This is a genomic window from Acinetobacter sp. TY2, assembly GCF_046269225.1.
GTDB lineage: Bacteria > Pseudomonadota > Gammaproteobacteria > Pseudomonadales > Moraxellaceae > Acinetobacter.
The window spans coordinates 168876-193959 of sequence record NZ_JBJZOR010000003.1 but is presented as its reverse complement, the minus strand read 5'-3'; the positions used below and the strand labels follow the sequence as shown (position 1 = coordinate 193959).

The following is a 25084-nucleotide window of genomic DNA, read 5'->3' as shown; positions in this document are numbered from 1 at the left end:
CATAGGATTTAATCATTGTCCCACAACTTTAATTAGGACAGTAAACAAACACATCACTCCGCGGCTTCATTCGTTACACGTAAAACCTCTTCCATTGTAGTTTTACCTACCAACACCTTACGTAAACCATCATCACGGATTGAACCCGTTTGCTGACGTGCATACTCTTCAAGCTCGTACTCTGCTGCATGACCATGAATTAAACGGCGCATCGCTTCATCAACAGGAACAATTTCATAAATCGCAGTACGACCTGTAAACCCTGTATGTGAGCAATGATCACAACCTTGTGGTACAGGTAACTTCAAAGTATGTTCCGTTGTAACATTTTCAAAAATATCTTTTTCAAAATCATCGGCTTCACGGAACGTATGACAGTGTGAACATAAAGTACGCACCAAACGCTGTGCCATTACGCCAATAAGAGAACTGGCCAAAAGAAATGGTTCAATTCCCATATCTTTTAAACGAGTTACCGCACCAATAGCTGTATTGGTATGTAGCGTTGACAATACTAAATGACCTGTTAAAGACGCTTGGACTGCAATTTCAGCCGTTTCTAAATCACGAATCTCGCCGACCATCACCACATCAGGATCTTGGCGAAGCATGGCTTTTAACGCACGAGCAAAAGTCATATCTACTTTGGTATTGACCTGCGTTTGCCCAATCCCTTCGAGTTGATACTCAATTGGATCTTCAGCGGTCAAAATATTTTTAGATCCATCGTTCAAATCAGAAAGTGCAGCATAAAGCGTCGTGGTTTTACCCGAACCTGTAGGGCCAGTCACCAAAATAATCCCATGCGGACGATGTACCAACTGCGTTAAACGATCATAATCAGGTTTCATCAAACCCAAATGAGTCATGTTCAAACGCCCTGCTTGCTTATCGAGCAAACGCATAACTACACGCTCGCCATGCGAAGATGGCAATGTTGACACACGGACATCGACCTCACGCCCTGCAAGACGCAAAGAAATACGACCATCTTGCGGCACACGCTTTTCAGCAATATCAAGTTTTGCCATAACTTTAATACGTGAAACCAAAAGCGGTGCAAGCTCACGGCGTGGTTGAACAATTTCACGTAGTTGACCGTCGACACGTAAGCGAACCGAAAGTTTCTTTTCAAAAGCTTCGATATGAATATCGGATGCACTCACACGAATTGCTTCGGACAATAATGCATTAATTAAACGAACGATTGGTGCATCATCTTCCTGATCCATCAAGTCTTCAGTTTCTGGCACTTGATCAGCAAGGCTAAGTAAGTCAGGATGATCTTCTAAACCTGCGGCAACTTGTTGTGATTCACCCGTTTCACCTGCATAACTTGAACTGAGCATATTGTTAAAATCGGTATCTGAACATAATTGATACTGTGCCACACGTCCAACGTAACGGCGTGCTTCCTGAATCGCAATTTGTGCAGTATCCTGACGACGGACAATAAAGACTTGATCGCCTTCATAACGTAGCAACACTCCGTGTCGTTTCGCAAAACTATAAGGTATTTGTAATTGTTTCAGTGCTTGCATTACAAGTTATATTAATGATTAAAATTGCTTTGAGTGTACGCTATGCGCATGACAGCGTGAAGCCTGTTTTTTAAAAGAATTCAATATAGGAATGGCACTTTTGTTGACAACGAATGAACTTCTTGAACCTGAATTGCCCAATTTAAAATGGTGGGGCGATCAGCATTTTGAGCTCCATCAATCCAAAGCATGGCAATTTGGCTCGATGATGCTTCGCTTGACCCGTGGTTTACAGGAATGGCGACTGGAATATTATCGTCCGCAATTTCAGTACGACTATGAGCAACAATGGCATAGCATTCAAGATGTTAATTTTGCCTTTCCACAGCCTGTCCATGTTGAACGCTATATGTTCCGTGAAACGCACAATACGTTTCAGTTGTTACCACGGCTTGCGGATCGCTCTGTGGTGATTCGTCCTGTCGATCCAATTTATATTCCCGCAGGACAACGAGGGACTTTGTATATTAGTACCCCACTGTGGATTTCAGGCTATGTTCAGGCACAAAAAGAGCCATTGTTCGATATTCCCGTCATTCAGCCAAAAGATACATGGTTTGGTCCAGATCATCGTACAGGTGACATGTGTTATGCCACTTCTGTTGATGGTCGTACCGAATTAAAGCTACTGCGTCCTCGCGCTTTTCGTGCAGTGACACCAATTGATTTTCATAATGTCAGCAGCCATCAATTACGCTTTGACCGTATGAATGTTCCTGTTCCTGCATTACCTCTGTTTTATAGTGAAAGTACAGGTCGTTTATGGACATCACAAATTAAAGTGTTATACGAAGGAAGTGATCGTCCATCTCGAATTAAAATTGAAAATCGCACACCACCACTTGCAGGTGAAGTTGTTTACGTACATCCACCTCGTGCACCAGGTGGTGCATTATTTAATATGTTCGATTCATTTTTTTAGGAGTCCTATATGTCCAACTCAACGATTCCTAAAGATATTTTCGATAGCTTTAAAGGTGTATTTACCAATATCAATACAGATCGGCTAAGTGAAATTTTAGTTGCACTTGTCTTATGTGTGATTGGTTTTTTTCTTGCCCGTCTCATTTCTAATGCTTTTATTCGCACAATTGGCGTCCGATTTAACGCCCATCAACGTCTTGTATGGCGACGTGGTATTTTTTACTTTATTTTCATGATTTTTGTAATGACTAGCCTGAAAGAGGCTGGTTTTAAACTCAGTGTATTTTTAGGCGCAGCAGGGATTTTAACCGTTGCTTTGGGTTTTGCCTCACAAACCTCTGCATCAAATTTAATTAGTGGTTTATTCCTTATTGGTGAAGGTTCTTTTGAAATTGGCGATACCATTCAAATTACCCTCATTCGTGGTCATACGATTGAAGGTGAAGTTATTTCAATTGACTTATTATCGGTAAAATTACTCACTATGGACAATGTTTACGTACGCTTACCAAACGAACAACTGATTCGTGCCCCCGTCCATAATTTATCAAAGTTTCCGATTCGACGGATTACACTCACTGTACCAATCAATTTTAATGAAGATATCAATAAAGTGCGTTCCGTGCTGATTGATATTGCCACAGCCTATCCATTGGTTTTAGCCGACCCTAAGCCTCGTGTCACGGTTTCTTCTTTTGCTGAATCTTCGATTGAGATCACGTTTGCCCTTTGGTGTAAGCAAAATAATTATTTACAAGTGAAAGATGAAATTCATGAGCTAATTCGTAACCGCTTTGTAGATAATCAAATTGAGATTCCAGTCCCTAAAATTGGTTTTGTAGATCGTCCAACACCTCAACAACCATTAACCGATGAAGATTTAGATCGCTATGCCAATACACAAGAAATTAAGCGTGAACCTAAGTTATAAATTTTAGAATTTTGATCTAAACATAAAAAAAGGATGGTGATCATGCCATCCTTTTTTTGTTTTATGGATTGTCTTTTTCTACAACAACATTTCTAATTTTTAGGTTGGTCTTTACTCTCGTCACCATCTTCAGCCAATTGGTTAACAATTTTTTGTGCAGGCGGTAGCGGTGCAAAGTAACCAATCAGCAACATCACCAAACCACTACCAATAAAGGAAACAATGCGTGTAATGGTATGTGTGTGTGACAAATCTAAGAAAATCAATTTTGCAATCACCAAAGCCAATACAGCAATGCCGAGCATCCACACATGACGTAACGACTTTTTGCTCGCAAAGGTGGTCAAAATCAGTGCTAGTACCACCCAAAGAATCGTTAAACTTGCTTGAACTGTACCATTCTGCCAAGCCTCAACCGACCAATAAGGCAAGTTCATATAGTGATGTAAACTACGCAACATCACACTGCTGATCAGCATTAAACCTGTCACAATCATGATTGCCATATTGGCAATTTGTAGTTCACGTCCTTGCGTTTGTATTAATGGTTTCATCGCAAAAATACAGATCACAAAAATGCCGATACTTAAAGCATCCATCGGATTGAGTAAAGTGATATACGGCAAGTTCCATTGTCCATTTTGCAATAGACTAATGAGCCATACACTCAAACCACCAACAAGGACAATACTGATGTTGGCCTGCCAATAAGGCTGTAAAAACTGTAAAGGCTTCACTTTTAACGATGCTAATAAGACAACAACAGGCAATAACAACAGCATTGGAATAAATGCGAGTTGATTCGATGCCAACAATCCACCAAAGACTGCCATCAACAAAACAGCAAGCAACATAAAGAACTGTTTTAAGAATAACTTCATTTGCTTAGTGAAAACTTTTAGACAGAAGATAAAGACCATAAACCACAAGGCAATAGTCATTAACATCGGTATTTGATAGACAGGTTCAATCGTCCAAAACTGAAAGTTTTTTGCAATAAAAGCACTCAATACTGCAATTTCACTCACACCAATAAATAAAAGAATAATACTCAGTGACAACCAAATTTGATCAAGCACTTGATGTTTGAAGCGATAAATTAATGTAAGAATGCCCCACCACAACAACATTGGCAAAGCGATACTGTATAAATCACATTGCATCAAATCGCATATTTTATACAACACATATGGAACAAAAATGAATGACAAACTAAGATTCAAACAGGCACTTGTTCGATCAATCTGAGTGGATGCAGGTTTGACTTTATACCATAACCAATACGCAATAAATGTGCTGACTACGATCAATAAAACTACGACGATATAACGTAAATTTTGCTCACCGAAAATAGCAGATATTGCACAAATAGCACTCGCCCACAACAAAACTGTAGAGGCATTTCGTATAGATGGAACAGCGTATAAACACGTGATAATTAGCATACTTAATGCTTGCAATGTCCACCATATTGAAATGATATCGGTCTGCCATAAAACCAGTGGAATCATGGCAAAGTAAAACAGCGCACAACCTGCAAACAATTGCATATTTTTAGACAGTTGCTGAACTTGAAAAACACGCACAGCGATTACTATTGATGCAAGTGTCAAGACTGCCATTAATTCAGCATTTTTAACGAGCACATCATTTTGATCCACCATAAAACAATACAACACAACGACAAATTGTAAGATCAACAAACTTCCGAGTGTTGCAGACTGCATCATCTTGCTTAAAAATGCACTATTTTGTATTTGCTGTACCGATGGCGTTGCAACGGCATCTTCTGTATCAATATGATCTATACCAATATCATCATTGATCAATTTTTCATTCAGCTCAGGTGTGCTAAAAATATAAGCACTTGCTAAATAAGCTAAAGTCAGGAAACACACAGCAAGTACACTCAAGTTTCCATCAAATAAAATGCTTTTCAGCCAAAAAGCACTACTCGCCCCAAGTAAAACTAAACCATACAACACACTATTTTTTAAATGATGACGACAACCCATCCAAATCAGTGCCAATGCCTGTACTGCCCACCCTGTACTCGTCCATTGGGCATCAAAAGCAAAAGGCAAAATGAGTGCAAGGAAAGTTAATCCTAAACCGTAAAAACTTTGAATCAACAATGTCAAAGTTTGTGACTTCTTATGTAAAACATAGCCCACCACAAAATACACCAATGCTAATACTGCACTTGCAACACTCAATGCTGTCTGATTGTGATAGACCAAGCCTGCATATAAGGTAAACGCCATAAATGGTGTAGCAAAAATCAATGCAGTATCTATCAATGGTATGTTTTTAAAAGCAATTTTATACTGTGCAATATTTTGGCTGTAGCGAATTGAAACAAACAGATATAAAGCAAAATGTAGCCAAACCAATATACTCAACATGGCATATTGTTCAGGTTGTGCTTTGAGCCAAATACTTAGTCCACCGACACCAAAGGTTGCAAGCAATGAAATGGTATTTAAGATACGCCACGGTTTAAAGAAAGTAATCACAGCTAAAGCTATATTTAGCACAAGATAATAGCTAAACAGTGCAGGTATATTATTACTGCCTGTATTTAAAATAAACGGCGCAATAAAACCACTTCCAAGGGCTATAAATGCCAAAATCAGTGCATTTTGTTTCAAAGCAAGTAATAATGTCACGGCGAGCAAGCCAATGAGTAAACCGTAACTCAGTGCGACAGAAGTGATAACAGCGAGCTTAAAAGCACTAAATAAAACAAGGAATAAAATTCCTAAGCCCGCACCTTGCACACTAATCGCATAACCATAACGTTTGTTGCGTAGCCAATACCCGACTGCGGTCAGTACGCCACCTGCAACAGCAATGCCTGCTAATTTTGTACTTAATGTCGGTTGCCAATATTCACTAGCAAAACGTAATAGTAAAATCACCCCAATCAATAAAATGATAATAGCGATACGGACAATACTATTTCCACCTTTGAACCATTCAACAAAAGCACTCCATAGCGAAGTCATACCTTTCAGGTCTTTTAATAAGGTACTTTCTTTACTTTGATCAGATTGGTTTATAGATTGTGCATTGTGTTCTGCTTGTTGTGACTGACTCTCTGCATAACGTACTTGTGAATCTTCTATGTACTCGCTCTCTTTCACAAAATCGTCTTTTACATAACTACCTTCTTCATTCGTATCTGCTAAATTTGAAGGATTTAAACTAGAAGTTGTGGAAATATTCTGTTGATCCGATAAAACTGAATCATGTAAAACTTCTGCGCCATTATTTGGTGTAAAGACTTGATCAAAATGATCTGACTCCATCTGTTCCAGCATTTGAACATGAATATTTTGTTCATACCTTTCTAATTCTTTACTTTCAGCTTTGAGAAGGTCTGAGGATTTCTCTTTATTCAATTCTTTAGCTGTATTCAACCGCTGTACTTGCAATAAATCTTGAATTTGCCTTTGTTGGAACAAGATCATGTGTTGTTGCTTACTCAAAGCATTCAAGACAAAAATCAACATAAAACAAAAAAATAATCCGACTGCACTAATCCATCTCGGCTCATCGTCTAAAATCAGGAAAGCCATCCCAAAACATGCTAAAACCAAAAAATTGAGTTTAGTCAACCAACCATAGTCATTTGGTATAGCTGAATATTGGGGACTTATACCCGACTCCATGTTCGATGTTGTATTGTGTTCTTCTTGTTGTGATTGCATGGACTATCCTGAATTAAAAAGAAAGATCAGTCATTCATTTTGAATCATAGCATCATAGTACATCCGACCTTTCCCGTCACCCTGAGCTCATTTTTATCCAAACTCATGTAAACTATGCCTAGCTTCATTATTTTGAGAAATCATCAATGCCACCATTTGTATTAGTCGATGGGTCTTACTTTTTATTTCGTGCCTTTCATGCACTCCCACCGTTAACGACATCGACTGGACTACAGACCAATGCGATCCGTGGTGCGATTTCTGCAATTCAAAAATTGATGCGCCGAATTCAACCTACGCATATGGCGGTGATTTTTGATACGCCAGAGCCAACCTTCCGCCATGAACTTTCACCGATTTATAAAGGTGACCGTCCAAGTATGCCAGATGAACTTGCACAGCAAATTCCCTATCTACATGCGCTCATTCGTGCATTGGGTATTCCATTGCATATGCTTCCTGGTGCAGAAGCCGATGATATTATTGGCACATTAGCAAAACGTGCCGAAGCCGCAGGTCATCAAGTCCTGATTTCGACAGGTGACAAAGACATGGCACAGTTGGTCACGGACAAAGTGACTTTGGAAGATAGCTTTAAAGATAAACCCATGGATGTAAATGGGGTAATTGAAAAGTTTGGCGTACGTCCCGATCAAATTATTGACTATTTAACCGTGATGGGCGATGCATCAGATGGTATTCGTGGTGTACCTGGGGTCGGTGCAAAAACAGCAGCAAAACTATTAAATGAATACGGTTCAATTGGTGGCATTTTAGAAAATGTCGATAATATTAAAGGTAAAGTTGGTCAAAACTTAAAAGACAATGTTGAAGGTATTGCACTTGATCATCAACTTGCCAGCATTGTGATTGATCTTGATCTCAATATCACTTATGAAGATTTAAAACTCACCGACCCCAATGTAGATGTATTGCGCAACCTTTACACCGAATTAGAGTTTCGTAATCAATTACAATCCCTTGACCACCCGAACAATCCAAATGGAGCAGTTTACAAACAAGCATCTACGCAAATTGTAAAAACTGAACCAACCCCAGAAATAATATCTATTACCGATCAAGCCCAAAGTACAAGTGATGATGATCTCTTAGGGGAAGCACAGTACCACACAATACTGACTCAAGCCGATTGGGAACAGCTTTTCCAACGCTTAAGTACAGAAAAACGTTTTGCGATTGATACTGAAACAACAAGTTTAGATTACCGTGTTGCTGAAATGGTTGGGTTTTCAGTGGCTTTTGATGCAAAAGATGCTTACTACGTTCCACTTGCACATGATTACGAAGGTGCACCTGAACAGTTGAATCGTGAAGCCATTATTCAGCAAATAAAACCGATTTTAGAAGATACTAGCGTTGAGAAAATTGGGCATCATTTAAAATATGATGCACATATTTTTGAAAATCATGGTATCCATTTACAAGGATGGTACTTTGATACCATGTTGGCATCTTATGTGCTCAATTCAGTTGCCACCCGTCATGGTATGGATGATGTTGCGCGTGTTTATTTAAGCCATTTAACTACGACATTTGAACAAGTTGCAGGTAAAGGTGCAAAACAAAAAACGTTTAATCAAATTGAGATTGAAACGGCTGCACACTATGCAGCAGAAGATGCACATGTTACCTACCGCTTATACGAAGTACTTGATCGTAAGTTGAAGGAATTACCTGAGCTTTCAAGCATTTTACATAACATTGAAGTGCCTGTTGCAAGTGTTCTAACACGTATGGAAGAAAACGGCATTGCACTCGATTTAAACTTCCTCGATCAATTGAGTATTAGCTTCTCTGAAACCATTCAAGATCTTGAAAACCAAATTATTGAAATTGCAGGTGAAAGTTTCAATGTATCTTCACCTAAACAAGTCGGTGAAGTACTTTTTGAAAAAATGGGACTAAAAGGCGGTAAAAAAACTGCGACAGGTCAATACAGTACCTCAGAGGCCATTTTAGAAAAAATTGACCATCCGATTACAGCACTCATCATTGAATACCGTGGTCTAACCAAGCTCAAAAGCACCTATACAGATGGCTTACTTAAACAAGCCAATCCTGAAACACAACGTGTGCATACAAGCTACCATCAAGCTTTGACTGCAACAGGTCGTTTGTCTTCTACAGATCCAAACTTACAAAATATTCCTGTTCGTGAAAATATTGGTCGTCAAATTCGTCAAGCATTTATTGCACCTGAAGGACGCATCTTACTTGCAGCCGATTATTCTCAAATTGAATTGCGCTTAATGGCTCATTTTTCACAAGATGAGGCTCTCGTTCATGCTTTTAACCACGGTCAAGATGTTCACAGTCGTACTGCTTCAGAAGTTTTGGGTGTTGCCCTTGAAAATGTAACTTCAGATCAACGTCGTCAAGCTAAAGCAGTAAATTTTGGTCTACTGTATGGCATGTCTGAGTTTGGTTTAATCCGTCAGCTTGGCTTTACCCGTGAAGAATCACAAAACTATATTAAGCAATACTTCCATCGCTATCCGGGTATTTATGAATATATGCAACGTACCCGTCAGATTGCGTTGGAACAAGGTTTTGTTGAAACGATTACAGGTCGCCGTTTGTATACGCCTGATATTAAAGCCAGTAATATGATGGTTCGTAAAGGTGCTGAACGTGCTGCAATTAATGCACCACTACAAGGTTCTGCTGCGGAAATCATTAAAATGGCAATGATTGAAGTCGATAAAATTTTGCCAAAAAATCAAGCAAAACTGCTTTTACAAGTACACGATGAATTGGTCTTTGAAGTCGATGAAGACATTGCAGATGAAATTTCTGTAAAAATTCAAGATGTCATGCAAAAAGTTGTTACCTTATCTGTACCGCTTTTGGTTGAAGTAGGTAAAGGTAAAAACTGGGATGAAGCACATTAAAACACCTATAATCCAATATTAAAATTTAGACATAAAAAAGGACTCTTTAAAGAGTCCTTTTTTATGTCTTCATTCATATTTTTAGAATGAATTAAAAACCAATCAACAATGTACGTGCAACTTCATCCATCAATCGCTCAGCAATCATCAATGCCAAGAACGCCAAAATTGGAGATAAATCAATCATACCCGTATTCGGCAACAAACGGCGGAATGGTGCCAACAATGGTTCTGCAAGCTCTTGAATTACTTCAATATAAGGTGATCGAGATTGGGTAAACATTACCACCCAACTCAAAATAATAGTCGCGAAAATTAAAATTCTACAGAAGCGAATCAAATCTTGAATCATACTGACAAAAGTTAAAATGAGCAGATGCACAGGGCTTGTGATCATATGACCACTTAAATACATCACACCAAACATTTTAAGCAAGTACAAAATAATGATTAATACCAATGCCGCAGTATTAACACGTCCTTTCGCTAAAGTAGGAAAAATACGACCAAAAATATCGACAATTTTAGTCGCTTTCACAGTTGACAACACAACTGGATTATATGGGCTCACCATCGCCAATTGCGTTAAAAAACGGAAAAATACGAGCAAAATGGCTACGTTTATCACAATGCCAAACATCTGAGCAGAATCTATACCCATACTGGAGCGTTCCTAATTCAATTAATTACTTACTGTTATTGCTAATTTCTTGTGCAAGTTCTTGGCTACGTTTTTGTGCAGCAGCAAGTGCAGTCTGAATATTTTGAGAGATTTGGGCACGATCAAAAACTTCAAGTGCCGCTTGCGTTGTACCATTCGGTGATGTAACATTTTTACGTAATTCGGCAGGTGAACTTGCACTTGTAATCGCCATCTGTGCCGCACCTAAAGCTGTTTGCAAGGTCAATGCTGTTGCAACTTTTTCATCTAGTCCCATGTTTTGACCTGCACGAATCATACTTTCCATCATATAGAAAAAGTATGCAGGACCTGAACCTGACACCGCTGTAACTGCATCAATTTGTGCTTCCGTATTAACCCAAAGCGTTAAACCTGTAGCCGCTAAAACTTGACTAGCAAGATCGCGATCCTGAGTATCCACGTTTTCATGTGCATACATACCATGCGCACCTGTTTGTACCAATGCAGGTGTATTTGGCATCACACGGACAATACGAGTAGCATTGGTCAGGTCTGCAATAGTTTTAATCTCTGCACCCGCCACAATCGAAATGATTAATTTATCATCAAGCAAACCATGAAGTGGTTTTAGCACTTGGCTCAGGACTTGTGGTTTTACTGCCAAAACTACGACATCGGCATTTTGAATTGCAGTAATATTATCACTAGTAACATGAACATCTTTTTCCTGTAATCGTTCACGAATCACATCAACAGGATCTGAAACTGTGATGCGAGTAGCAGGCAAACCACGGCTGATCAGACCACCGATCAATGCCTGTGCCATATTACCACCACCGATGAAACCAATATTACAATTTAAAGCTGTACCCATGAAACACACCCGACCATGATTTATAAACTGGATTTTTAAAAACAGGAGATCAACGTTGGTTGCCATCCAGCCTCAACACAATACTCAGATTGCGCAAGCCAGAAACCTTTTGGCGTAAAGACCCCAAGCATAACATTATCTATGCTCAATATTTGAATTGTATGACGCATCCATGGAAAAATATGTGCTTGTTGAATAGCTTTTTTCAACGGCCAACTGCCGACACGTCCATATAGATGAATTTTCTCACCACCTTGGCGCAGTGTGAGCTGTAATTTTTTTCCTAATAATAAAGGACTTAATCCCATTGTTATTTTTTTTTCAATTTGTTGATCTTGCCCAAAAAGATTCGGAAATACATTCTCAATATGAAACTGCCCTGCTATTAATTTTTGTACGGTATTGAGTTTAAAAATAATATCCGTATGCTGTGGCACGTCATTTTTCCGTTCAGCTAAATATACATCTTCAGTTAAACGATACAATATGCCCTGATAGCGTACATAATAAAAACCATGATTGTGCAATGCCGATTGAGCATCTTCACGTGCTTCAATCACTTCACGTTGTAGGCGTTCTACCATATCAAAAGTTGGACGATATTGCTCATCACCTCTCATCCAAGCAGATAAGAATTGCCTTTGCCTTGCTTCCGATAATTGTAAAAAGGCGGTTAAATCAAGTTGTGTTGCATCGCCACATTTTGCCAAATCTTGCTGTAAAACTTCATTTAAGATTTCATCAGCATCTTGCATAAGCACAGTCGTTCTTGCCAAAGCCTGTTGCATTTTGGGGTAACGGCTTTGCAAAATCTTCCACAATTCATGCCGACACCATGCACGATCATAGTGTGTATCTAAATTTGTTGGATCTTCAACATACTGAATATCGGATTGTTGTACCCATTGGCAAATCTGCTCACGAGAGATATTCAATAGTGGACGCCAAATGTGAATATCCTGATTTATTTTTTGTTGAATATCGATACTTCGCATCGCCGCCATTCCTTGAACGCCTGTACCCGAAAGTAAGCGCAAGAGTAAAGTCTCAGCTTGATCTTGTTGATGATGTGCTAAAACTAAAATTTCACCCTTATCTAGGTGCTTGGCAAAAGCCTGATAACGTGCTTCTCGTGCTTGATTTTCAAGATTACCCTGCTGCACATCGACATTTTGAATGATGCAAGGAATATTTAGTTTTAGGCATTGTTCTTGTACAAAAATCGCCCACACGTCACTGACTTTTTGCAGTTGATGATTAATATAGATTGCACGGACTTTTCGCGGAAAAAGCGCAGACATTAAATGCAGAAGCAGCATGGAATCCATGCCACCACTGCATCCAATCAGAAAGGTTGTTTGGTCGGTGAATCGACTGTACTGACTTAGAGTGTCAGTCCTGAATTGTCGCTGCCAAATTTCATTAAACGTTGGTAACGTGCTTCGCATCGTTCTTCAGCACTCATCGGTTGTAATTCTTCTAGCGCCTGTTTCAGCACAGCTTTGAGCTGATCCATAATTTGCTCAGGATGTAAATGTGCACCTTCACCTTCATCGACAACGTATTCTACAATGCCCATTTTTTGCAATTTATCTGCTGTTAAAGCCAAAGCTTCACTTGCTTGTTCTGCTTTTTCAGCTGTTTTCCACAAAATAGATGCACAACCTTCAGGTGAAATTACAGAGTAAATACTATGAGAGAGCATAATCACACGGTCTGCAACACCAATACCTAAGGCACCACCAGAACCGCCTTCACCCAATACCGTTGCAATTACAGGCACTTTTAAACTTGAAAGTTGCGCAAGACTTGTCGCAATTGCTTCTGCTTGACCACGCTCTTCTGCACCAACACCAGGGTATGCACCCATGGTATCAATAAAAGTAAAAACAGGTAAATTAAAACGCTCAGCCATATCCATTAAACGCTGTGCTTTACGGTAACCTTCAGGATTACTCATCCCAAAATTATGTTGCAATTTCTCACGGGTACTGCGACCACGGTGTTGTCCTACGACCATCACTGGCTGACCATCAAGGCGAGCCAATCCACCAATCATTGCACCATCATCACCATACACACGATCGCCGTGCAATGTATCAAATTCAGTGAATATATCACCGACATAATCTAGAAATTGTGGACGCTCTGGATGACGTGCAATTTGAACCGTTTTCCAGGCTTTAGACTGGGCAGCTTTACTTTTCATAACTCGAGAATGATCCCTGATTCACCGAAAGATAACTCTTCAATCAGTTGTTAATTGATAAACTGTTCCGAATGAATACTCAGCTCAATATCCCAATGCTTAAACTGTACTTGCTCATCATGCAAATCCGCTATAAGCAAAGGCCATTGTTTGGCATCACCGGAAACACTGAGTTGCCATTGTTGCTCATTCACTGCCTGTAATTCAATGGCAGGAAGCATCTCATCACTTCGACTATGATTGAGTAAAACAGCAAGTCTTAACAAGAGACAAAGATAAACAAGCTTGTTTCCACCGACTCTGAGCGCATCAATTCGCGCATCGCTACGTAACTTTCTGCGATGATGAGCGACCAAATGTGACAAATAATTTTGATCAATTTGTGAAAAACCGGCTATATCAGAATGCTGTAGTAAATATGCACTATGCTTATGGTATCCACTATGACTGATGGCTAGACCAATTTCATGCAAATATGCAGCACGACGTAATAAATCACTATCATCACTATTCAGATTCAGTTTTGTCGCAACACCATCAAACAAATGTTGTGCGGTGCTTACCACGCGTTCAGCTTGTTTTGGATCTGCACCATAACGCCCCATCATTGCTTGTACGCTACGATCACGGATATCTTCATGCTGAAAACGTCCCAATAGGTCATACATCACACCTTCACGTAATGCGCCATCGGAGTAAATCAATTTATCAATATTTAAGACTTCAAAAATAGCATATAGAATAGCGATGCCCGCAGGTAGTACCGCTCGACGATCTTCTTTTAAGCCATCAAAATCCATATCTGAAATATGTTTAAACTTCAGCAATTTCTCTTTGAGTTTATCCAAGCCTTGACGAGTCAGGCTTTCTTGATCATCACTCCAACCCATATTGATACAAATCTGACGACAAGCCTTAATTGTGCCACTCGAACCAACAACCGTATCCCAACCTTCAGCCTTATACGTATTGGCAATACCTGACATTTCTTTACGTGCGGCAACCACAGCTTTATCAAAATCTTTTGGGCTGATTTCACCCTCAGGGAAATACGCTTTTGTATAAGCAACACAGCCCATTTGTAATGATTCAGTATGAATAGGTTCAAACTCTTCACCAATGATCAGTTCAGTCGAACCACCACCAATGTCAATCACTAAACGACGACCACTGTTCGCCATAGTATGTGAGACACCCAAATAAATCAGGCGGGCTTCTTCACGACCTGCAATAATTTCAATCGGCTTGGGTAAAATTTCTGCCGCTTTTTGTATAAATTCTTGTCCATTTTTGGCTTGTCTTAATGCATTGGTCGCTACAATTCGCAAGCGATTGGCCTGTACTGAACTCAAACGTCCAACAAAACGTGCTAAACATGCCAAACCACGTTGCTGTGCAGCTTCTGTTAAATTTTTATTTTCATCTAACCCTGCGGCAAGCTGAACCTTTTCTGACATCGAAGCAACTTTTTTTACTTCGCCATGATCTACACGGGCAATCGCCAAATGGAAACTGTTTGATCCCATATCTATGGCTGCAAGTAACTCTTCATCAATCAAAAAATCAGACATGATTTGTACAAACTCATTTAGAATTGTTGCTTAGATTAATTCACATACATGCAATTTAAAAGCCATTTATGCACACAATTTAACAGTCTCCCATTTTTTATACATATATGACATTTGTATGACAATAGAGATGAATCCGATAACCAGTATCGTGAGCATCAATTGGACAAAGTCACCCTAAAAGACGAAAATTTCAAACATCCCCTACATAGTTAAAGATGACTATGTAATACTTATATTCATAGCATAGATACATCTTTTCAATTTTTGGAGCCAAATCCATGTCTGGTAATATCGTAAATACAACTGATGCAAACTTCGAGGCAGATGTTTTACAGTCTGACATCCCTGTCATTGTTGACTTTTGGGCTGGCTGGTGTGCGCCTTGTAAAGCAATCGCACCAGTACTTGAAGTACTTTCTGACGAATACGCTGGTAAAGTAAAAATCGTTAAAGTTGACGTGACTGCATGTGAAGAAACTGCTGTGAACTATAACATCCGTAATATTCCTGCATTATTGATGTTTAAAAACGGTGAAGTTGTTGCTCAACAAATCGGTGCTGTACCTAAATCAAAATTGACTGCATTCATAGATGACAACATCTAATTTGTAGATCAATCTGTTTTTCAAATACGCTATCCTCGATAGCGTATTTTTTTGAGCAGAAAATTGACAAATCGCTTGATCTCACTTATATTCTTTCATCAAGGAATCCAAAGTTACATTTCTAGTTCCTTAAAAGACAACACATAAGACGCCGCTCGGCAATAGAAATTGTATTACACTTTTTCTCCTCGAAAAAATTATTTGAAATCTGAGTTTTGTTATTGTGCACATACAATTGCTGCTCGTTTTTCGATCTGCGGACGACTTTTGCTTCCTTTCTTATCTATCTGTGTACCACACATTCTTATATCAATCTGATCACCTATGAATTTAACTGAACTCAAGAAAAAACCGATTGGCGAACTCATTAAAATTTCTGAGTTTATGGGCCTTGAAGGAATGGCTCGTAACCGTAAACAAGATATTATCTTCGCCATCTTAAAACGTCACGCCATGAATGGTGAAGAAATTTTCGGTGATGGTGTACTGGAAATTTTATCTGATGGTTTTGGCTTCTTACGTACTGCTGCAGGTTCATATCTTGCAGGTCCAGACGATATTTACGTAAGTCCGTCACAAATTCGTCGCTTTAACCTACGCACAGGTGACACCATTACAGGTACGATTCGCCCACCGAAAGAAGGCGAACGCTATTTTGCACTATTAAAAGTTAACCAAATTAACTACGACACACCTGAAAACTCACGCAATAAAATTCTATTTGAAAACTTAACACCACTTTTCCCAACAGAGCAACTTGTGATGGAATTGGGTAATGGTTCATCTGAAGATTTAACTGCACGTGTTGTCGATCTTATCGCACCGATTGGTAAAGGTCAGCGTTCTATTATTGTTGCACCGCCTAAAGCGGGTAAAACAATGTTATTACAAAGCATCGCGCAATCGATTGTACGTAATAACCCAGAAGTCTTCCTTATTGTTCTTCTTATTGATGAACGTCCAGAGGAAGTAACGGAAATGGAACGTACTGTTCGTGGTGAGGTTGTTGCATCAACATTTGATGAATCTCCTGCTCGTCACGTTCAGGTTGCTGAGATGGTGATCGAAAAAGCAAAACGTTTGGTTGAGCATAAAAAAGATGTTGTCATCTTACTTGACTCAATCACTCGTTTAGCACGTGCCTATAACACTGTGATTCCAACATCAGGTAAAGTGCTTACTGGTGGTTTAGATGCACATGCACTTGAACGCCCTAAGCGTTTCTTCGGTGCTGCACGTAATATTGAAGAAGGTGGTTCACTAACTATCATTTCTACCGCCCTAATTGAAACTGGCAGTAAAATGGATGAAGTGATCTACGAAGAGTTCAAAGGTACAGGTAACCAAGAAATTACGCTTGATCGCCGTATTGCTGAAAAGCGTGTGTTCCCAGCCATGAACATTAAGAAATCAGGTACACGCCGTGAAGAGCGTCTCATGAGCGAAGAAAATCTACGTAAAGTTTGGATTCTACGTAAGCTACTTCACCCAATGGATGAACTAGCTGCAATGGAGTTCTTGCTTGATCGTATGAAAGAAACCAAAACAAATGATGATTTCTTTGATCAAATGAAACGTAAAGCTGCAAATTAATTTTTTAAATCTCCAAAAAAGCCACTCAAATAAGTGGCTTTTTTTATTGGTTGACAATAGTTACATAAGTACACATTTTCATCAAAACCCTGTATCTAAAATTACAAAGTGATGATTTTTCAATACATTATCTATATTTTTAACTTATTTTTTAATCACTTACTATCAACCTTCCAATCCAGAATAACTTTTCAATTGTAATTTACTGTTAAAAATATGTCATTTTTTCATCAAATTTTCTACTTTTTTTCATCTAGCCAGTAGAAATTCAAAATATACAGTGATAGCATACTGACATACCAGTTAGACTGCTCATGCAAAAGCAAAAAACAGGCTAACCTGGGTTTTTTTTTCTCTAATATTTATGAGAGTGATGCCATGTTATTCAAAAAAATCGCTATTGCTGCTGCAGTTGCTACTACTTTAGCTTTCGTTGGTTGTGCTAAAAAAACTGAAGAAGCTGCTACTGATGCTACTGCTGCTGCATCTCAAGCTGTAGAAGCTGCTTCTGAAGCTGCTGTTGAAGCTTCTGCTGCTGTTGAAGCTGCTTCTGTTGCTGTTGAAGCTGCTTCTGCTCCAGTTGAAGCTTCTGCTGTTGACGCTGCTCCAGCTTCTGCTGCTCAATAATAATCGTTTAGATTATTATCAAAAAAGAGAACCTTGGGTTCTCTTTTTTTATACCTCAATTTTAATATTACCATCCAAATAAATAATAATATTCAAAGAATTAAATAAACACAGCAATAGCCTTCAAGCTTTAACCACGAGATCAACCAGTAACCCTATTCACAACTCAAGTAACGAATTCACTATCAAATTTAGATTACTGAAATCTGCAAGTATAAAAAAGCTTCAGGTAACGAATCACCTGAAGCTTCTGTATAGAGAAACATACTAGGAAAAATTAATCTTCCTGTTCTGTACCCACACGCTGTCTAAATTTTTGACCTGCACGAAATGTCACAACACGACGTGCTGAAATTGGAATCTCTTCCCCAGTTTTTGGATTACGACCTGGACGCTGGCGCTTGTCACGCAGCTCAAAGTTACCAAATCCTGAAAGTTTGACTTGTTCACCAGCAATTAATGCTTGGCTAATTTCATCAAAAAACAATTCAACCATTTGCTTCGCTTCACGACGGTTTAAACTCGTAAGCTCACTCAAATGATCAGCCATTTCTGCTTTTGTTAATGCTGTCATGAGGCCCTCAATGTCGCCTGATAAGTGCTTTCCAACACTTGAATAATATGATCCATACCGGACTTAATTTCAGCATCCTCGAGCGTACGAGATGGGTGTTGCCATAACAATGCAAATGCAAGTGAGCGTTTGCCGTTTTCAACACCTTGACCAGTGTACACATCGAATAACCAGGATGAGTCTAAAAGCTCTCCGCCCGCTTTTCCGATAAGTTGCTGAATTTCACTAACATTAATATTATCACTAATTAAAAGCGCAATATCACGTCTAACCGATGGAAATCGTGATAATTCTGTAAAATTAGATACATAAGTTTGCAAAACAGCCAACTGATCGAGTTCCGCAACCCAAGTTGTACCTAAATCAAGTTCATCCTCTAGTGATGGATGTAAACGACCTAGATAACCAATTGATTTTCCAGCGACTAAAATTTCAGCAGACTGACCTGGATGTAACCATTCACGTGTTGAGCGAACATAATCTGCTTGTACACGCGCAGCGCCTAAAAGTTCTTCCACTTCACCTTTAAGATCGAAGAAGTCCATAGACTGCGGCTTTCCATGCCAAGATTCAGCAGTTTTTGCCCCAACGGCAATCATTGCCAAAGTTGGGATTTGCTTTAGATCATTAATATTTTTTGCATTTTGATAATCGAAACGTAAGCCTAACTCAAAGAAGCGTACACGACTTTGTTGGCGGTTAATATTATACTGAACACATGGAATCAAACTTGAAAGTAGTGTTGAACGCATCACTGCTAAATCACTTGAGATTGGATTTGCTAATGCCAATGGATTTACTGATGGATTCAATTGTTTTTCAAGTTTTAAATCAGAGAAGCTAAAGCTAATTGCTTCTTGGTAACCCAAAGTCACTAAAGTTTGACGCAATTGTGGCAATTCAAATTGATCTTGATGTTTTGCAAGTTTCACATCAATTACAGGTAGACTCATTTGAATATTGTCATAGCCGTGAATACGTGCCACTTCCTCAATCAAATCTTGGTAAATAGTCATATCATAACGATGTGATGGTGGAACTACTGTCCATTCACCTACAGCTTTAACAGTCACTGTACAGCCTAGACGAGTCAATGCATCGGTAATGAAGTCTGATTCAACCTGATAACCCAACAATTGATCAACTTGAGCTTGATTTAATTCAATCGCTTCACGAGTCGGAAGTAACTCAGCTTGTTCCGCAACGGTAATTGGACCGAACTCACCGCCTGCAAGCTCTTTAATCAATTGTGATGCACGATGCATTGCAATCATTGGTAATTCAAAGTCCACACCACGCTCATAGCGTTGTGATGCATCGGTATGTAGACCAAAGCTACGCGCACGACCTGCAATTGCAAGCGGAGCAAAGAATGCAGACTCTAAGAAAATTTCAGTAGTTTCATCGGTCACAGATGAAGATAAACCACCCATGATACCTGCAATTGCCAAGGCTTTTGCATCATCTGCAATCACCATTACTTTTTCAGACAATTCAACTTCTTGCTCGTTGAGCAATGTTAATTTTTCCGCAGCCGTTGCTTGACGAACTTGAACTGAACCCTGAACTTTATCACCATCAAAGGCATGTAAAGGCTGACCCAATTCAATCAACACATAGTTGGTAATATCAACCAAAATACTATGCTGACGAATCCCTGAACGTGCAAGAGCTCGCTCCATCCATATCGGTGTAGACGCTTTAGTATTGACGTTTTTAATTACACGACCCAAATAACGTGGGCAACCGTCTGTTGAAATTACAACTTTCTTTTCATCAGTAATAGTTGCAACAACGTGTTTAATATTAGGTACAGTCACAGACAATTGGTTAATTACACCAATTTCACGTGCAATCCCGCGGATACTGAAACAGTCACCACGGTTTGGCGTAATGCTGATATCAATCACGTGATCATCTAAATTTAGATATTCACGGATATTTATACCAACAGGCGCATCGCTTGGTAACTCTAAAAGACCATCAATTTTATCTTCAAGGTCAATTTCAGAAGCACCGCATAGCATACCTTGTGATTCAACACCACGAAGTTTACCTTTTTTGATTTTAAAATCGCCTGGCAAAACCGCACCAATAGTTGCTACAGGTGCTTTCATACCTACACGCACATTTGGTGCACCACATACAATCTGTAATGGCTCACCCGAACCAATATTGACCGTGGTAACACGTAAACGATCTGCATCAGGATGTTGAACAACGGTGAGTACCTCACCAACTACAACACCTGTAAATGGTTTTGCCGCAGGATCCATACCATCAACTTCTAAACCCAACATAGTCAGTTGATTGGATAAAGTATCGCTATCAATTGCAGGATTAACCCATGTGCGAAGCCAATTTTCGCTAATTTTCATACATTCATTTCCTTAACCCCCCTAGCCCTCTTTAAAAAGAGAGCAATCCTTACTCCAGTTCAGGGATGTAAGTCCCCCTTTTTTAAAGGGGATTTAGGGGAATTTATAAAATCTAAAAAATAATTCGTTTCATCCTTTTCTCATAATTACGAGAAGATGAATAAAAAATCTGTTTAAGCAAACTGGCGTAAGAAACGCACATCATTTTGGTAGAACATGCGTAAGTCATTGATGCTATAACGCAACATTGCAAAACGCTCTACACCTAAACCAAAAGCAAAACCTGTATATTTTTCAGGGTCAATGCCTGCTGCACGTAGTACATTTGGATGCACCATACCGCAACCTAAAACTTCCAACCATTTACCACGTTCATCCATAATATCCACTTCGGCACTTGGCTCTGTAAATGGGAAGTAAGATGGGCGGAAACGAACTTTTAAATCTTTTTCGAAGAATTCATTGAGTAGATTCACAAGTAAGCCTTTTAATTCAGCAAAGCTCGTCTTTTCTGCAACATACAAACCTTCGATTTGATGGAACATTGGTGAATGCGTTTGATCCGAGTCATTACGATATACACGACCTGGACACACGATACGAATTGGTGGCTGTTGTGTTTCCATGGTACGGATTTGTACACCCGAAGTATGCGTACGTAATAAATGATTTACATCAAAGTAAAATGTGTCATGCATTGCACGTGCAGGATGGTGTCCTGGAATATTCAATGCTTCAAAATTATGATAGTCATCTTCAACTTCAGGACCCGTTGCAACTAGAAAACCTGCTTTGGTAAAGAATTGGCAAATACGCTCCTGAACCTGAGTTACAGGGTGGATACTACCCACAGTTTGACCACGACCCGGCAAAGTAATGTCAATCATTTCACTTGCAAGTTTTTGTTCTAACGCTGCTTTTTGTAATTCTGTCTGGCGTTCAGTCAATGCAGCAGTAATCGCTTCTCGCACAGCGTGAATTTGCGCACCAAAGACTTTACGTTGCTCAGGATCCATTTTACCGAGTGATTTTGACTGCTCAGCAAGTTGGCTTTTTTTCCCTGTAAATTGCACTCGAACTTGATCGAGTGTCGCAAGGTCTTGAGCTGCTGCAATCGCAGCGAGCGCTTCAGTGGTCAGGGCTTCCAATGACATAGTAACTCTCAAAGCAACAATTTAGAAAAAATAATATAACCCTTTATTCTAACAGTTTTTATGCAATAGGATGAAGACCGAACACAGGAAAATACCGATGAACCACCCCACTTTGAGCACTCATTCTCAATCTGACAACAAATATTCAATCATCCTGAGAACTTAAGCGCATTTTTTCCATCTAGATTTACGTTGCAGTGCTAGAAATTTAAATTATAAAGTGTATAAAATAACAATCTCATTATAGAGATTTACAAGAATGGCACTCGATCAAATTTGGAAACAGCAACTTACGCTTGTGAGTTATGGCAATGAATACCTCACTCAAAATATGAGTTTTAGCCATTGGGTCGATCATGCCATTTTTAATCAGCATGCTTTTGCATTTCGAGATTTAATCAGTCAACATTTATTAGCACAGCATTTTCAAATTTGGCTAGAGGGCTTAAAAAAGCAAGGCGTATACAAACTCAGTCTGCACAACTCATCTATTTTAAATGATGAAAAAAATCCGAATAGCAATGTTGAACTTTTACCTATCACACATTTTATTGTCAGCCATGACAAACAAAAAAAATCCGCATGGATTTTCGGTAAAGAACTAGCTGAATGGTATCAAGCAGACAATGATTTTGATGTACCCACATCACAACGAAGCAATGTCCGCTTCGAGTCACTTTGGCGTTTTGAACTAAATAGCAAACTCATCAAACGTGTAGAACAAGATTTAATACAACCAAATTGGGATGATATTCAGGCATATACAGACAATGAGCTTTTTAATAGTAAATTTGCTCAAGATTTCACACCACCTGCCAATTTACATTTACCTTTTAGTGGCTCTAATTCATCGACATCGACTTCAAAACAAGTGCAAACAAGCGAAGATCATTCAACTCAAGCCTCTCTAAGTCCTACAAGCTTTAATCCAAACAATGTAAAAATGTCACTATTACCTACCGATTATCAGGCTGATTATGCACATGAAAGTTTGCATCGCTTAGATGCATTATCACTATTTATTACACAAAAAATCCAACACCCTTATCATGAGGATGGCACTGTATTCACACCTGATGAGCAATTGAATTTACGACATTTTTCGCAAAAATTAGATGATTTAATGGCGAAGTTTATTGTGAAAGTTGCCAATCACTATAAAACTGCACGTTTAACACCCAAAGAAATTACCTCTCCATTTGATTCGGATTCATCGAAACCAAAAGTTTCACCAAAATTCAGTGCTCACCTTGAAGTTAAATCAGCAAAATATGGAGTTATTCCTTTAATTTTATTAACGATTATTATTTGCGTCTGCGCCTACTATTTTGGTTTGTAATTTTATCTTACATTCGCTAATAGCAATAAGAGAGCAACTGAAATTAAAAGAGTTGCTTTCTAACATCCATTAAGGCAAAACCTAATAAATTCAATCCATCCCACAACAACGGATTTTGGACATGTTCATGATTCGCAGCCAAGCCAATGCCCCAAATTTTGTCAACTGGAGAGGCTTCAACCAATACACGCTCATGGGTACTATATAAAAATTGTTTTAATTTTTCATTCTGAGAAAATTTTGCTAAATTTCCGTCGACGACAATCGCATAGCGATGTTTCTTCCAAACATCATCCTCATAATTTTCAACCTGTCGCCCAAGTACCTTAATCCTATCAGGATTCTCTGTTTGTAATATCTTTTGGAAAATTTTTTCATCCGCAAAAAGTTTTGCCTTTTGTGCCATCATATACTGTTCTGTATTTTGATATTGCACACCTTTAACCTCAAATTTTGCAGGAAACCACTGACTAAAACAGCTTTTATCAATCAGATCTTGTACTTTTTGCGTATGCCCCCAAAAGTATAGATATTTATATTGTTGCCCTTTGCGAACGTTTTCCTGCAATTCTTTTAAAAATTGAATATCACCCATCTTTCACCCTTAATTCATCTCGCCTTCAATTCATCTCGTTTTACATCATTTCAAATTTTCTAAAAAATGTCTTATCTGCTTTCTCGTTGTAATATGAATAAATTGAACATGCGCAAATTGAGGATCATTCATTTTATCAATATACTTTTTTCGGTTCTTTTTATAGGTTTTAATCATCCATAAAACAATAGAATCACGTGTAAACATTCGGGAAAAACTTTCAGTATTATTTGAATTTTCCCAAAATGGTTTTTGGCTCAGTGCCCGACCAAATGCACGATGTAAAGACTGAAATAAATTGAGATAAAATGGTAAATCAAGCCAAATTACAGTGTCGCTTGCCTTCCAAGTCAAATGTGTTGTACGACTATAATTTCCATCAATCACATACCCCTGTTTCGTCGGATCCATATCAGCAAAAGCGATAGCTTGTTCAATTTTCTGAAAAAATTCAAAATCAGGAGTTTCCTGCCAATCATCTAACCACAATAAATTATCTAATTCGATATGAGTTAAATTTAATCTTTCTGCCAATTTTCTAGAAAATGTGGTTTTTCCAGATGCCGATGTCCCAATAACATTTATTCTTTTCATCATTTTTATAAATATATACACATAAAAAAGGAGCCCATTTTAGCTACTTTTATTTGATTTAAAACAACTTAATACGATTCACATTAAATAATTGGGCGAATTGTTAAAATAACAGTATGATCATTAGCATGTTGATTAATGTAGTGCTCTAACCCTATCACCTCACCTGTGACCTCTGCATCCGCACCATACATCACCCTTATGGTTTCACCAATGCGAGGCAAGAGCATTAGTTCCACTTCAATTGTGCCCTGCTGTACGCCATGAATGTCTACACGCATGTTTTTTCCTAGCACGATTATTT

At 38.8% G+C, this 25084-nt stretch carries 20 protein-coding genes; 7 read left to right on the top strand and 13 right to left on the bottom strand.

The genetic code is table 11. The features are described from left to right. Positions 1 to 53: 53 nt before the first annotated feature. Positions 54 to 1541 carry a type II secretion system ATPase GspE gene (gene gspE, locus ACK1JC_RS03055; RefSeq protein ID WP_409510379.1) on the bottom strand — a complete coding sequence of 496 codons (1488 nt, stop codon included), beginning with the start codon at positions 1539 to 1541 and terminating at the stop codon, positions 54 to 56. A gap of 100 nt (positions 1542 to 1641) precedes the next feature. Here gspE and ACK1JC_RS03050 point away from each other — a divergent pair, with 100 nt between their 5' ends. Next, positions 1642 to 2463 (top strand): hypothetical protein, encoded by an 822-nt coding sequence (locus ACK1JC_RS03050; RefSeq protein WP_409510378.1) that lies wholly within the window; start codon positions 1642 to 1644, stop codon positions 2461 to 2463. 9 nt (positions 2464 to 2472) lie between these two features. After that, on the top strand, positions 2473 to 3396 hold the full coding sequence (locus ACK1JC_RS03045) for a mechanosensitive ion channel family protein (RefSeq protein WP_409510377.1): 924 nt from the start codon (positions 2473 to 2475) through the stop codon (positions 3394 to 3396). A gap of 92 nt (positions 3397 to 3488) precedes the next feature. Here the strand turns inward: ACK1JC_RS03045 and ACK1JC_RS03040 are convergent, their stop codons facing one another. Next, the gene (locus ACK1JC_RS03040; protein ID WP_409510376.1) at positions 3489 to 7109 is read right to left on the bottom strand and encodes a DUF2339 domain-containing protein; all 3621 of its coding nucleotides are present in this window, start codon (positions 7107 to 7109) and stop codon (positions 3489 to 3491) included. Positions 7110 to 7255: 146 nt separating this feature from the next. Between ACK1JC_RS03040 and polA the strand changes: the two genes are divergently transcribed. Further along, positions 7256 to 10021, top strand: coding sequence for a DNA polymerase I (gene polA / locus ACK1JC_RS03035; protein WP_409510375.1), 2766 nt, complete (start codon positions 7256 to 7258; stop codon positions 10019 to 10021). A 91-nt stretch (positions 10022 to 10112) separates the two neighbouring features. Here the strand turns inward: polA and ACK1JC_RS03030 are convergent, their stop codons facing one another. Genes ACK1JC_RS03030 through ppx form a run of 5 tightly spaced genes read right to left on the bottom strand, consistent with a single transcriptional unit; the run spans position 10113 to position 15318 of the window. After that, positions 10113 to 10682, bottom strand: coding sequence for a YggT family protein (locus ACK1JC_RS03030; RefSeq protein ID WP_409510374.1), 570 nt, complete (start codon positions 10680 to 10682; stop codon positions 10113 to 10115). Between the two features lie 25 nt (positions 10683 to 10707). Further along, entirely contained in the window at positions 10708 to 11538 is an 831-nt protein-coding gene (proC, locus tag ACK1JC_RS03025; RefSeq protein ID WP_409510373.1) for a pyrroline-5-carboxylate reductase, read from the bottom strand. A gap of 35 nt (positions 11539 to 11573) precedes the next feature. Beyond that, on the bottom strand, positions 11574 to 12986 hold the full coding sequence (gene tilS / locus ACK1JC_RS03020) for a tRNA lysidine(34) synthetase TilS (RefSeq protein WP_409510372.1): 1413 nt from the start codon (positions 12984 to 12986) through the stop codon (positions 11574 to 11576). Then, a complete protein-coding gene (locus ACK1JC_RS03015; protein ID WP_409510371.1) occupies positions 12923 to 13747 on the bottom strand; it encodes an acetyl-CoA carboxylase carboxyltransferase subunit alpha in 825 nt (274 codons plus the stop codon). The genes tilS and ACK1JC_RS03015 overlap by 64 nt, the downstream gene beginning before the upstream one ends. Before the next feature lie 50 nt (positions 13748 to 13797). Next, positions 13798 to 15318 carry an exopolyphosphatase gene (ppx, locus tag ACK1JC_RS03010; protein ID WP_409510370.1) on the bottom strand — a complete coding sequence of 507 codons (1521 nt, stop codon included), beginning with the start codon at positions 15316 to 15318 and terminating at the stop codon, positions 13798 to 13800. Between the two features lie 281 nt (positions 15319 to 15599). Here ppx and trxA point away from each other — a divergent pair, with 281 nt between their 5' ends. The 3 genes from trxA to ACK1JC_RS02995 all read left to right on the top strand — a co-directional run bounded on the left by trxA (position 15600) and on the right by ACK1JC_RS02995 (position 18146). Beyond that, positions 15600 to 15926, top strand: coding sequence for a thioredoxin (gene trxA / locus ACK1JC_RS03005; RefSeq protein ID WP_409510369.1), 327 nt, complete (start codon positions 15600 to 15602; stop codon positions 15924 to 15926). Between the two features lie 324 nt (positions 15927 to 16250). Continuing rightward, a complete protein-coding gene (gene rho, locus ACK1JC_RS03000) occupies positions 16251 to 17519 on the top strand; it encodes a transcription termination factor Rho (protein WP_409510368.1) in 1269 nt (422 codons plus the stop codon). 378 nt (positions 17520 to 17897) lie between these two features. Beyond that, on the top strand, positions 17898 to 18146 hold the full coding sequence (locus ACK1JC_RS02995; RefSeq protein WP_409510367.1) for a hypothetical protein: 249 nt from the start codon (positions 17898 to 17900) through the stop codon (positions 18144 to 18146). 277 nt (positions 18147 to 18423) lie between these two features. Here ACK1JC_RS02995 and ACK1JC_RS02990 read toward each other — a convergent pair whose 3' ends face one another. From ACK1JC_RS02990 to pheS, 3 genes are all read right to left on the bottom strand, one after another. Continuing rightward, a complete protein-coding gene (locus tag ACK1JC_RS02990) occupies positions 18424 to 18720 on the bottom strand; it encodes an integration host factor subunit alpha (RefSeq protein WP_004723042.1) in 297 nt (98 codons plus the stop codon). Next, on the bottom strand, positions 18717 to 21098 hold the full coding sequence (pheT, locus tag ACK1JC_RS02985) for a phenylalanine--tRNA ligase subunit beta (RefSeq protein ID WP_409510366.1): 2382 nt from the start codon (positions 21096 to 21098) through the stop codon (positions 18717 to 18719). Before pheT ends, ACK1JC_RS02990 begins: the two co-directional genes overlap by 4 nt. A gap of 173 nt (positions 21099 to 21271) precedes the next feature. After that, positions 21272 to 22252 carry a phenylalanine--tRNA ligase subunit alpha gene (gene pheS / locus ACK1JC_RS02980; protein ID WP_409510365.1) on the bottom strand — a complete coding sequence of 327 codons (981 nt, stop codon included), beginning with the start codon at positions 22250 to 22252 and terminating at the stop codon, positions 21272 to 21274. A gap of 259 nt (positions 22253 to 22511) precedes the next feature. On the opposite strand from pheS, the gene ACK1JC_RS02975 reads away from it, so the two are divergent. Next, positions 22512 to 23591 carry a hypothetical protein gene (locus ACK1JC_RS02975; RefSeq protein WP_409510364.1) on the top strand — a complete coding sequence of 360 codons (1080 nt, stop codon included), beginning with the start codon at positions 22512 to 22514 and terminating at the stop codon, positions 23589 to 23591. Positions 23592 to 23634: 43 nt separating this feature from the next. Here the strand turns inward: ACK1JC_RS02975 and ACK1JC_RS02970 are convergent, their stop codons facing one another. The 3 genes from ACK1JC_RS02970 to ACK1JC_RS02960 form a co-directional block, all read right to left on the bottom strand. Then, on the bottom strand, positions 23635 to 24186 hold the full coding sequence (locus ACK1JC_RS02970) for an NADAR family protein (protein WP_409510363.1): 552 nt from the start codon (positions 24184 to 24186) through the stop codon (positions 23635 to 23637). A 45-nt stretch (positions 24187 to 24231) separates the two neighbouring features. After that, complete coding sequence (locus ACK1JC_RS02965; RefSeq protein WP_409510362.1) at positions 24232 to 24780, bottom strand: adenylate kinase; 549 nt, start codon at positions 24778 to 24780, stop codon at positions 24232 to 24234. An 83-nt stretch (positions 24781 to 24863) separates the two neighbouring features. Beyond that, a complete protein-coding gene (locus ACK1JC_RS02960) occupies positions 24864 to 25061 on the bottom strand; it encodes a hypothetical protein (protein WP_409510361.1) in 198 nt (65 codons plus the stop codon). Between the last annotated feature and the right edge of the window lie 23 nt (positions 25062 to 25084).